Source organism: Microcystis sp. M_OC_Ca_00000000_C217Col, assembly GCF_007095585.1.
Classification (GTDB): Bacteria; Cyanobacteriota; Cyanobacteriia; order Cyanobacteriales; family Microcystaceae; genus Microcystis; species Microcystis panniformis.
The window spans coordinates 1-11,385 of sequence record NZ_SFBV01000024.1 but is presented as its reverse complement, the minus strand read 5'-3'; the positions used below and the strand labels follow the sequence as shown (position 1 = coordinate 11,385).

General features: G+C 43.2%; 9 protein-coding genes and 1 pseudogene. 7 read left to right on the top strand and 3 right to left on the bottom strand.

The genetic code is table 11. From position 1 onward, the window contains the following. Positions 1-260 (bottom strand): helix-turn-helix domain-containing protein (locus EWV66_RS01295; protein WP_502705657.1); only part of this gene is annotated, 260 nt, incomplete at its 3' end. A gap of 74 nt (positions 261-334) precedes the next feature. On the opposite strand from EWV66_RS01295, the gene EWV66_RS01290 reads away from it, so the two are divergent. The 5 genes and pseudogenes from EWV66_RS01290 (at position 335) to EWV66_RS01275 (ending at position 5,877) form a co-directional block, all read left to right on the top strand. After that, entirely contained in the window at positions 335-1,693 is a 1,359-nt protein-coding gene (locus tag EWV66_RS01290; protein ID WP_287107487.1) for an SUMF1/EgtB/PvdO family nonheme iron enzyme, read from the top strand. A gap of 159 nt (positions 1,694-1,852) precedes the next feature. Continuing rightward, positions 1,853-1,975: pseudogene (locus tag EWV66_RS23935) on the top strand (Uma2 family endonuclease); the annotation flags it as partial. Positions 1,976-2,364: 389 nt separating this feature from the next. Continuing rightward, on the top strand, positions 2,365-3,186 hold the full coding sequence (locus tag EWV66_RS01285; RefSeq protein WP_002750793.1) for a hypothetical protein: 822 nt from the start codon (positions 2,365-2,367) through the stop codon (positions 3,184-3,186). Positions 3,187-3,214: 28 nt separating this feature from the next. Continuing rightward, on the top strand, positions 3,215-4,981 hold the full coding sequence (locus EWV66_RS01280; RefSeq protein WP_287107486.1) for a zinc ribbon domain-containing protein: 1,767 nt from the start codon (positions 3,215-3,217) through the stop codon (positions 4,979-4,981). Positions 4,982-5,133: 152 nt separating this feature from the next. Beyond that, positions 5,134-5,877 carry a formylglycine-generating enzyme family protein gene (locus EWV66_RS01275; protein ID WP_287107485.1) on the top strand — a complete coding sequence of 248 codons (744 nt, stop codon included), beginning with the start codon at positions 5,134-5,136 and terminating at the stop codon, positions 5,875-5,877. A 69-nt stretch (positions 5,878-5,946) separates the two neighbouring features. On the opposite strand, the gene aspS is transcribed toward EWV66_RS01275, so the two are convergent. Then, positions 5,947-7,734, bottom strand: coding sequence for an aspartate--tRNA ligase (gene aspS / locus EWV66_RS01270; protein WP_052277871.1), 1,788 nt, complete (start codon positions 7,732-7,734; stop codon positions 5,947-5,949). 220 nt (positions 7,735-7,954) lie between these two features. Between aspS and EWV66_RS01265 the strand changes: the two genes are divergently transcribed. Beyond that, positions 7,955-8,737 (top strand): aldolase/citrate lyase family protein, encoded by a 783-nt coding sequence (locus tag EWV66_RS01265; RefSeq protein WP_185236941.1) that lies wholly within the window; start codon positions 7,955-7,957, stop codon positions 8,735-8,737. A gap of 1,216 nt (positions 8,738-9,953) precedes the next feature. Here the strand turns inward: EWV66_RS01265 and EWV66_RS01260 are convergent. Beyond that, positions 9,954-10,781, bottom strand: coding sequence for a DUF3598 family protein (locus EWV66_RS01260; RefSeq protein WP_185236944.1), 828 nt, complete (start codon positions 10,779-10,781; stop codon positions 9,954-9,956). A gap of 37 nt (positions 10,782-10,818) precedes the next feature. On the opposite strand from EWV66_RS01260, the gene panD reads away from it, so the two are divergent. Further along, the gene (gene panD, locus EWV66_RS01255; protein ID WP_052277873.1) at positions 10,819-11,238 is read left to right on the top strand and encodes an aspartate 1-decarboxylase; all 420 of its coding nucleotides are present in this window, start codon (positions 10,819-10,821) and stop codon (positions 11,236-11,238) included. Positions 11,239-11,385: the final 147 nt, after the last annotated feature.

Genomic DNA, 11,385 nt, shown 5'->3' with positions numbered 1-11,385 from the left:
CTTAACCCTTGTTGTAAAGGTACACAGCTAACTTCATTGAGAAAGTTTAATTCTTCTTGTTTTTTCCAATCGGTCAACATTGAAGAAGTTTGAGCGTAGCCTACTCTTTCTTGTCTTTCGTACCAAGCTTGTGTTCGTTCGTGGAGAGCTTTGTTGTAAACTAATCTTACACAGCCCAATGTGCGCCGCAATAGCGACTCTTGTTCGGGTGTGGGGTAAAATCGGTAGCGATAGCTTTTCCATATCCCGCATTCTAGCATATATCGTGTAAATGTGCTAATATTTGACGGTAAAGCCAACCTAGAACGGCGGGGTTTCAGACCCAAAATTTCCGATGAAAAAGTCAGAGATCCAAATTTTCCTAGCTCACGCTAGTGAGGACAAACCAGCAGTTTTGGCACTGCATGACCGCCTTAAGCAAGCGGGATATAAACCTTGGTTAGATAAAAAAGACCTGATTCCGGGTCAAATTTGGCGAGATGAAATTCCGAAAGCGATTAAAGCTAGTCAGATTTTTCTCGCCTGTCTGTCAGCGAAATCAGCTAATAAGCAGGGATACATCCAACGGGAGTTGAGGATTGCACTTGATACCTTGGGAGAGATGCTACCGGGGACAATTTTTTTTATTCCCATGAGGTTAGAAGAATGCGAAATTCCTGATCTGCGACTTGCAGAAGTTAGCTTGAATCTGCAAGATATTCACCGGCTTGATTATTGGCAAGAAGACGGATTTGAGCAACTAGAAAGAGCAATTGGCTATCAGTTCAAGCTTGAACCGGAAGAGCCAAAACAACTGTTATCAGTATTTAACTTTGAGGTGGTGGGAGTAAATGCGAAGGGTGAGCAAATCAAAAAAGAGTCGAAACAGTCCCAATATTTCAGGGAAGATCTGGGCAAAGGCATCACCTTAGAAATGGTCGCCATTCCGGGGGGAACTTTCCTGATGGGAACAGAAGATGAGGAAATCGAAAGACTGGTTAAAAAATTTAATTGGGAAGGATTTAGAAGGGAAAGACCACAACATGAAGTAACTGTCCCACCCTTCTTTATGGGTAAATACCCCATCACCCAGGCCCAGTGGAAAGCGATCGCCTCTCGCACGGATTTAAAAGTTAAACAAGACCTTGATTTCAAGCCAGCCTATTTTAAAGACCGTCCCGATAGCGATCGCCGTCCCGTGGAACAAGTCAACTGGTACGATGCGATCGAATTCTGTGCGAGATTATCAAAACTAACGGTTCGGGAATACCGACTACCGAGTGAAGCGGAATGGGAATACGCTTGTCGTGCTGGAACCACCACCCCGTTTTACTTTGGGGAAACCATTACGGGGGAATTGGCTAACTACAATGCCAGTAATACCTACGCCGATGAACTGAACGGAGAATATCAAAACGAAACAACTCGCGTGGGACAATTTCCCCCAAACGCCTTTGGACTGTACGATATGCACGGCAATGTCCGGGAGTGGTGCGCCGATACTTGGCACGATAACTATGACGGTGCGCCGACGGATGGCAGTGTCTGGATAGAAAATGGTAATAATAATCGTTCTCCTTTGCGGGGCGGTTCCTGGGGCTACAATCCTACTTACTGCCGTTCCGCGATTCGCTACGACTACTACTTCCGCCGCGTCAACCGCATCAACAATTACGGTTTTCGGGTAGTCTGCGTATTCGGGAGAACTCTCTAACCCTTTTGCCTTTTTCCCCTTTTACCCTCATTCCCTATTTTTTCTTTTTTCTTTTCTTTCCCGCCCTTAGGCGGGTCGATTTTGTAGGGGCGAACTCGACCCATTTGGTCGATTTTTGCTTAACAATTGTCAAGGATTGTTAAGATGCGCTTACCCTGCACTTTTCCCCTAGTTCCCAAAACTAAACTCTAGGAATTTTTAGCCACTGCTAAAGAGGATGAAGTGAGGGCAGAAAAGAATTTAAGAGCATGGGTTGTTAGTCAACTAGCTGAAAATAATTAACTAGGGTTTGCTGAAAAAGTTTGTTGGTGGGGTTAGGAGTCAGGAGCCGGTCGTCAGGAGTCAGGAGAATTAAGAATGAGTAATAATCAATTAAATGGTTTATTTAGAGATTTTCTGCCAGTTAATCCGCCTTTTTGACGTTTTTGAATCCTCAAAAATCAATTATGCGAGAGGTTTATTGTTACCCATCAAAAAAACAGGGAATCTCAACCGTTAAGTTAACACCAGTGAAGCCTTGCGCCCAAAATTCGAGGCTGTCAACATCAGTTAACTTTTATCAACGTCCAGACTAGACTTTCATGGGTTGGGAGTATCATCGAAGTATAAATACTTAGTGATGCCGATTCTCTAGGTTAAAAAATAGCCCCAGTCAAGGAGCGGAGGCGACCATGAATGACCTCTATGGCCAAGGCTTTGCGCCAGAAGACTATTCGCTTAACCCTTTAGATAGTCAAGCTTTGGAGTTAGTTTCCCCAGATTTTACCGAGGTGAATCTGCCGGAAACCGAAAGCGGTTGGCAGGAAATGCCGAATCAAGAGTATTGGAATTGGCAAAATGAGACGATGGAGGCCGCTTTCAACTATCAACCTGATGAGTCTTGGCAAGATGTATCCCACTGCCATCAGGATTTTCATTATGAATCGCCAGAAGCTTTAATTAATGATATTCCCCATCAAGAATTAGGGTTTACGGGGTTAGGAAATGTGCATTTGTTGGCAGATTTACAAACGGGGCCAACCTGTGGTTACGAAACCATTGAAAATATTGTCCAGTGTTTTCATCCCGACATTACGAATAATTTCTCAGACCAACTGCAAATAGACTATCCCGGTCGAGGAGGTGCTTTAAATCCTGAAGATTATCAAGAAATTTTGAGTTCTTATGATATCCCCTCCCATTGGGCAAGTTTTGACCATCAGGAATTGGCTAATGCTTTAGATGAGAATCGTCCCGTGGTTTTTGTCGGAGATGCCCACGATTTAGACCCGATTTCCTATCCCGATTCTCAATCTTGGCACGCGATTACTTTAACCGATGTTAGCCGAAATCTCGATGGTGACGTTATTGGTTATCGGGGGATTGATTCTAATTTTCCCTATGAGGAAAAGTTTTGGTCTTGTTCGCAAATTGAACAAGCAAATGAGCAGTTGACCGGGGAGGTTTTAATTACCGATAAACCGGCGGAAGCTTGGCCGTTTAAAACTACTTGAGCAAAGTTGATCTGGGAGAGGAAATCTTATGACTGCTGAAATAATGGGATTTTATGTTGTTAATGGGGTTATCAATTTAATTAATAGTCAATTGGCGAGACAAGCAACGGAAAAACTGGAAGATAAGCGACAGGAATTTCAAAAATGGCAACAATTAAATAATCAGGAATTTCAGCGAGAGCAATTTGAAAAACAGAAGCAATTGCAGAAAGAACTTGCTGAAGATAACCGTCAAACTCAGTTAAAAGTAGCCCTAGAACAACGAAATACTGCTCGTCAAGTTGTTCAAGATCAGAAATTATTTCAAAACTGGCCTTTGAGAATTGTTCCCGATCAAATTTTGAATGCTAATCATGATGAGAATTTACTTTCTCTGAGAATAATTCCCGCACCTCCTGTTATCGATTTTGATCAATTTGGTGGCAACAACAAAAGTTTTCCTAATATTGAAACTGGTTTAGCGCAAGGATTACGGGAATTTTTTAATCAACATTATTCTTTTCAAAGTACCGAAAGACCGATCGAACTAATTGATGGTGGATGGGATAGTAAACGCTATCATGGTGGTGCGGCTATTATAGGTCTTTTTGCCTTATTAAAATCTGAACCCATGTTAATTTTAGAGTCACAAATTGATGGGGATTATCTTCATCTTAATGTGGGCTATTGGGGAGAAGGACAGCAAAAATATTTTTATCAATCGATTATTTCTAATCTTCCCTATCGAGAAGTTGTCTATGAATCTGTTAAAATTAGAGCAAGACAATGGCGAGAAAAAAGAGAGCAACTGGCAAAACAATTAAATAAATCTTTGGAGGAAATTGATCGGCAATATGGGAGTGATAATGCCTTTAATTTGAAAATTTTACAAGACGAAGAAGCTCTCAAGAGTGCGGGAATCGATAGCAGTGATTTAGCGACTCAACCGTATAAAGTTACGGCTAAGGATTTTGAATATCTCTGTCAGTTTTTAGTCAAATGTCAATCACTGGTAGGCGGTTGGATTGCCGATATTCACTACCTAATTCATCACAATGTCCCGCCCATTTTGCCTAAGCTTATACCCGATTTAATGCGAGGTATTGATGATCCTAAGTTATTAAAGACTATCGTTTCTGGCTATCGTCAGGTTTATGAGGCTTTAGAAAATGAACGCCCCGCTTGGATGCCTGAATTAGCATTAGATTTAGCTGATAGTTTAACTGCTTTGCCTGATAAAAATTGGGCAAGAGAACAGCTAGATTATTCCGTTAAGTCTTGGTTGCGATTGCGGGGGATAAATAAAGAGGGTGAGTTGGAGAGTTTACTTGGTACTTTAGGGGATACCGTAGCACTAGGGGATATTGATTATGTAGAGAAGTTAGAGAAAATTTTATTTATTGTCAAAGCTGATAAATTAGGATATAAAGCTATTTTTAAGAAATTATACTCTAGATTAGATCGTCAGAAAAAAGAGCAACAAGAGAGAGAAAAACAGAAGAAAGAACAACAACAGAGAAAAAAAATACCATCAGGAAGTTCTGTGAAATTAGCCCTTGGGGGAAAAGCTAAAATATTTTGTCCACGCTGTGGTCGAATTAATAATATTTCAAGGTATGATCAAACAATAAATTGTAGTTTTTGTGGATGTACCATTAATGTAGCTGCACGAAAAGAAGAATTATTCTTTAAGGAGAAAAAAATCAAGTGTCCAAGGTGTAGAACAATCAACATCGTGAGAAATAACATATTCAACTGTAATGCCTGTGGTTGTACAATCAACGCTTCTGCTAGAACTAATGAACTATTTGATTAAAAGTTGATTTAGCTAATCATTCTCAACTTAACCAACTCCGTCGCCAATTACCTAGTAATGCTCAATTTTTTGATTTTCAAACTGTCACCGTCGATAGTCGAGGCAAGGAAGTCAAACGGGAAAAGAAACAAGCGCGGTATTTTACAGAAAACTTGGGCAATGATGTCACCCTGGAAATGGTCGCTATTCCAGCAGGACAATTCAAGATGGGTTCACCCGATGGACAAGGAAATGATAACGAACGTCCCCAACATCTAGTGACCGTTCCTGCCTTCTTTATGGGCAAATATCCCATCACTCAGGCCCAGTGGAAAGCAGTGGCCTCCCTGCCGAAAATTGAATGTGACCTTGACTTAAATCCTTCTAAGTTCTCTGGCAATAATCGCCCCGTTGAACGAGTCTCTTGGTACGCTGCAGTGGAATTCTGTATGCGACTCTCGAAAGCGACGGGACGAGACTATCGCCTCCCCTCGGAAGCGCAGTGGGAATATGCCTGTCGTGCAGGAACCACCACTCCCTTCTATTTCGGGGAAACCATCACCCCCGATTTAGCCAACTACGACGGCAATTCTATTTATGCTCAGGGACCCAAAGGTGTTTATCGTCAAGAAACCACCCCTGTTGGTAAATTTCCCCCCAACGCTTTTGGACTGTACGATATGCACGGCAATGTCTGGGAATGGTGCGCCGATACCTGGCACGATAACTATAAGGATGCGCCGAGGGATGGCAGTGTCTGGATAAAAAATGGTGATGATAATCGTTCTCCATTGCGGGGCGGTTCTTGGTTAAACAACCCGAATTCCTGCGGTTCCGCTTACCGCGTCAACTACGATTGGCACTTCCTCTTCAACAACGGTTTTCGGGTGGTGTGCAGTGCTGGGAGGACTTTGTAGCAGAAAAGAATTTAAGAGCATGGTGTCAACAGACTTGCAAAAATTAGGTGGGCATTGCCCACCCTAATCTTAGGATGGCGGTTTGTAGGTAGAAGCAACGGATAATTCCTTTAATTGCTTCGCTGCCACTGTTGAAGGTGCAGAAGTGAGTAAACAACTAGCTTGCTGGGTTTTCGGGAAAGCAATCACATCGCGAATTGATTCTTCCCCCGCTAACAACATCACCAAGCGATCTAAACCGTAGGCGATGCCACCGTGGGGAGGGGTTCCGTATTCAAAAGCTTCTAACAAAAAGCCGAATTTATTATAGGCTTCCTCTGGGGACAGACCGATGGTAGCGAAGACTTTTTCCTGTACTTCCCGTTGATAGATCCGCAAACTGCCGCCACCGATTTCAATACCATTAAAAATCATATCGTAGGCTAGGGCGCGAGCCTGGGCTAGATCGTCTAAATCTTCGGGATTAGGGGCAGTAAAGGGGTGATGCAATGCTTCTAGGCGTTTTTCCTCGGCGTTGTATTCAAACATCGGGAAATCCGTCACCCAGAGGAGGTTGATTTTCTCCGGATCAATTAATCCCAATTGTTCCCCTAAAACTAAGCGTAGGCGGGATAGGGATTTATTGACTGTATCGGTATCTCCTGCCCCAAATAAAAGCAGATGCCCCGGTTTTGCACCAGTCTTCTCGATTAAAGCCTGTTTTTGTGCCTCTGTCAGGTTATCTTTAATCGCACCGATGGTATCAAAATCGTAGTCCTCGCGCACGCGGATGTAGGCGATTCCCTTCGCACCCGCATCGGTGGCTTCTTTGAATAAATCCCCACCCGGTTTGATTCTGACGTTAGAAATCGCCTCGTTACCGTTGGGAATCGGTAAAACTTTCACCGTCCCACCACTAGCGATCGCACCTGAAAACACCTTAAATCCCGAATCGGCAAAAATCTCCGCCACATTGACCAATTCCAAGCCAAAACGAGTATCGGGGCGATCGACCCCATAGCGATCCATAGCCTCAGCATAGGTTAAACGGGGCAGGGGCAGGCTTATATCGATATTTTTGACTTTTTTGAAGATATGAGCGATTAAAGCCTCATTCAGGGCTAAAATCTCGCTTAAGGAGAGAAAACTCATCTCCATATCCAACTGAGTAAATTCCGGTTGACGATCAGCACGCAGATCTTCATCCCGGAAACAGCGAGCGATTTGATAGTAGCGATCCATTCCCGACACCATTAATAATTGCTTAAATAATTGCGGTGATTGGGGTAAAGCGTACCATTGGCCGGGGTTGACACGGGAAGGAACCAGATAATCCCGCGCTCCTTCGGGAGTTGATCGAGTTAAAATTGGTGTTTCCACTTCGATAAAATGCTGTTCATCTTCGAGAAAACGGCGCATTTCCTTGACAACTTGGTGACGTAGTTGTAAATTCTGACTCATACGCTCCCGGCGTAGGTCTAGATAGCGGTATCGCAAGCGCACATCTTCCCGTACCGATTCACTTTCGGAACTGGAGACGACAAAAGGCAGTTGTTTAGTAACCCCGTTGAGAATCTCGATGCTACTGGCATAAATTTCAATTTCTCCGGTGGCAATGCGGGGGTTAAGGGATTCGGGGGGACGTTGACTGACTGTTCCCGTCACCTTGATGACATACTCGTTTCTGACGGTTTCAGCGATGGGGTAGGAAGCGGGAGTTCGTTGGGGATCACTGACGATCTGGACAATACCACTGCGATCCCGCAGATCAATAAAAATAACGCCACCGTGATCGCGACGGCGATCGACCCAACCGAAGAGGGTGACACTTTTTTCAATTTCGATCGCGCTAAGGTCGCCACAGTAGTGAGTTCGCATAGTCTAACTAGAGAATTACTTATATTACGAATGTAGTATAGAAAGGATGGGGCCAGAAAAAAATCAGACGGCCTTGCTCATTATGCCAGTATTTTGTCGCTCTTGTCCCCTTGTTTAGGGTATTTTTATGGTCTCTTAGTCCTCAGCTATCGGCTTTTCGCGGATCGGCTATAATTAACAAGGATCCTCTAGCAGTTACCGATTGTGAACGATTAAAATCATGAATTCCTTAGAAAAAAAAATGGTGGAACTGTTAAGAGAACTCAGGGAAGATCACCATGTTTCAGGGGTAAAAGCGGAATTCGAGACGGAAGGAACCCGACTGACGGAAGCGATGCGGTTGAAAGAAATTAGTCTGCAAGCGGGGGTGGATTTTAATCTGAAAATCGCCGGTTGCGAAGCGATCAGAGATATCTTTGATGCGGTTAATTTAGGAGTCGATCGCTTGATTGCTCCCATGGTAGAAACAGGCTACGCTTTACAAAAATATCTGCGGGCAGCTAGGAGGGTTTTAGCTGATCAAGGGGTGGAAGATGTGGAGTTATTGGTTAATATTGAAACGATTACTGCCTGTGAGAATTTTCAGGAAATGTTAGCGATTCCAGAGATAAAATCTCTCGATGGTATCGTCATCGGACGGATGGATTTAGCCTGTTCTTTGGGATTAACTCGCCGGGATGTCAATAGCGAGCAAGTTTTGGATCTGGCTTTACCTTTGGCAAAAAAAGCTAAGGCTGCCGGTTTGACTGTGGCTATTGGGGGTGGGGTGTCACTAGATTCTTTACCGTTTTTCAAAATGTTCTGCCAAGGACATTTTGACCGCTTCGAGACGCGCAAAGTTATCTTTAATTGTCCCCAAGCTTTGGATAATTTTAGTTTAGCTTTGCCCAAGGCGATCGAGTTTGAATTACTCTGGCTAGAGAATAAAAAAAATTATTATGGTGCTATTGTTCGTGAAGATGACCTGCGTTTAGAAATTCTCCATAATTTACTTTTTGGTTAAAGATATTAGTCCTTCGATCGACCGTTCAAAACTCGAGCTTCTCTCATCCTAACCAGTAAGTACCTAGGCAAAATTATTTACACATGACGATCATTGCCCCGTAAGGGTTTTAGCTCGATCGGGCAGGTAATTAATTTTGCATGACTACTTAATACTACATCCTGTTTAAAAGGTATAGGGAAGCAGCGGAGCAGGGAGCAGGCTCTCTTATTCTTGGTGTGTTTAAGTATCTAAGCACAATTAATTACACATCTAAGCCACTACTCCGTCAGACTTCTGATGTGAGGAAACAGTGAACTGAAAACTCAAATCCGATCCCTAATAGCTGTATCCCGTCTCGGAGTCTCGGAGTCTCGGAGTCTCGACTAGGAAATTAATTTTGCACGACTACTTAACTTATATGGGAGCGCTCAATCTTTGTGTCCTTCGTGTCTTTGTGGTTCGCACCACACCCCACACCCACCAACAAACTTTTTGCCGCAAACCCTAGATAGTTAACAGTTTCCCACCCCCATTAGCTAATCTGGATACTTTCCTCGCAGCACATCTGGTACATTTTGTCAAAAAAACTTTTTCGTTTTAACATAAGTACACATATTTTTGGCAAAAGATCTTTTTCGTCAGAGGAGCAATTGGCAAGTTTTTCCTGGGGACGAATTAGTCATCCTAGACTGGGTAAGGGTTTCAAGGCACAAAGACTAAAAATGCACAGAGTAACCCAATTCTTATATTTTAGCAGCAGGCTGTAACTATTGCAATCTCGTTGACAAATAGGAATTTTTCTCAATTATTTTTTAAGAAAAGTAAAGATTAAGGAATGTAAATTTAAATCTTCTCAAGTATATTGGGATTTTGATAAATTTTGCTTATATAAAGCAGCCCTTAGCATTCAGCTTCTGAGAGCAGTTATCTTATTGGTGAAGTACAAAGTTGTTGTTTTGGGAAGTCTCCGAGCAAGGAGACGATGCCAAATCCAGTTAAGTAGGTAGTCGTTAAAAATTATCAGATGCCCCCCTTATTAAGGGGGGATTAAGGGGGGGACTAAGGGGGGATCGGCACCCCCCTTATCAAGGGGGGCAGGGGGGATCTGAGGCAAAATCTATCTTCAATTTAATTATAACTACTTACTTATAATTCATCTTTAGGAGAAACCCGATATTTTTCAGTGTAATTAGTCAATTTCCTTTTTATTATCAATCTAGCCGAGGGCTGACGGCTAATAGCTTTCTTTTTCCTCCGTTACCAGAGTAATACCCGTCCATTCTCCCTTATCATCATAAGAACGAATTAAGCGCTGTCTTTGAGTAGGAGAAAGTAACCAACCCACCTCTAAAACAAAAGGATGACCGGCAGTAATTTTCAGAGGTGTATTACAGGAGGCTCCATCGGGCAGCAACAGTATTTGAATCGGCAGCGGACCATTTTCAAACAACAATCTTTGTCCCTCGATACGAGCGCTAGAAGTGATTTGATTATCACCAAAAGTCAAAGTTTGCGAGAGATAATTATCCCCCTGACGCTCGATCGATATATGGGTAGAATAGGCAGCAGAATTATAAAAATCCCGTCCCGTTGTCACTGCTTGTCCTCGCCATTGACCCAGTAATTGCTCCACCGTTAACATCGGTCTTTCGGGTGACTGAGAATCAACTAACTTTTCCCGAATTAAAGTCAAGCGATCGAACTCACAGCGTTCATTAAATAACTGGACGATTCTTAATCGTCTTTCCCCAGAGATTAAGCCAAATTCTGCTCCGAATTGTGAGGAAAAACTACTAAAATATAGAGAACCTTGGCAAAAAGCTCCCGTCTGGCTAAATAGAATACCCTGATGGAGAGAACTATACTCTAAAATTAAATCTTCCGGCGCTCGATCGCTGTAGAGACGGCGGACCAATTGACGAATTGATCGATTATTATTAATGCCTTGCAAAGATACCAAAGTCGGGGTATCTTCGATCAAGTCGCCTTGGGGAGACAGACGGGTAAAAGAACCTTGCCATTGACCGAGATTTTTGAGTAAACATTCCCACTGGGAGAGCATAATAATTGAGGTAATTGGGGGAAATAGGACAAAATACATGGGAACAATTCGATTAATGCACGCCAAACTCCATCGAGTGCGCGTCAGCGAGGCTAACGTCGATTATGTCGGCAGTATCACTATCGATCGAGAATTGATTGAGCGGGTCGGTATTTTGCCGCTTGAAGAGGTGGATGTGGTCAATCTTAGCAATGGTAAGCGCTTTTCCACCTACGTTTTTCCCGGCCAAACTGGGGAAATTTGCCCCAACGGTGGTGCGGCTCTGCTCTGTCAACCCGGAGATATTTTGATTATCTATGCCTACGAACAACGTCCGAGGCAAGAAGTTCTCGAAAACGGTCATTTTGCCAAAGTTCTCGTCGCTGATGCTGAAAATCGCTGTCAGCAATTTTTTGAACAGAGCCTAATTCCCCGGGGTGATGGTCGGGGAGTGGAATTCTATAGTCAAGAATGCTGATTCTTGTCCTCAATTTGTTAACTTTCCCGTCATCGGAAATTTTGGGTCTGAAACCCCGCCGTTCTAGGTTGGCTTTACGTTAGAATTAAAAGGCCAGTCTCGAAAACCAAGTGGACGGCGCAGCACCTTGAAAACTCGGCTTAGGGG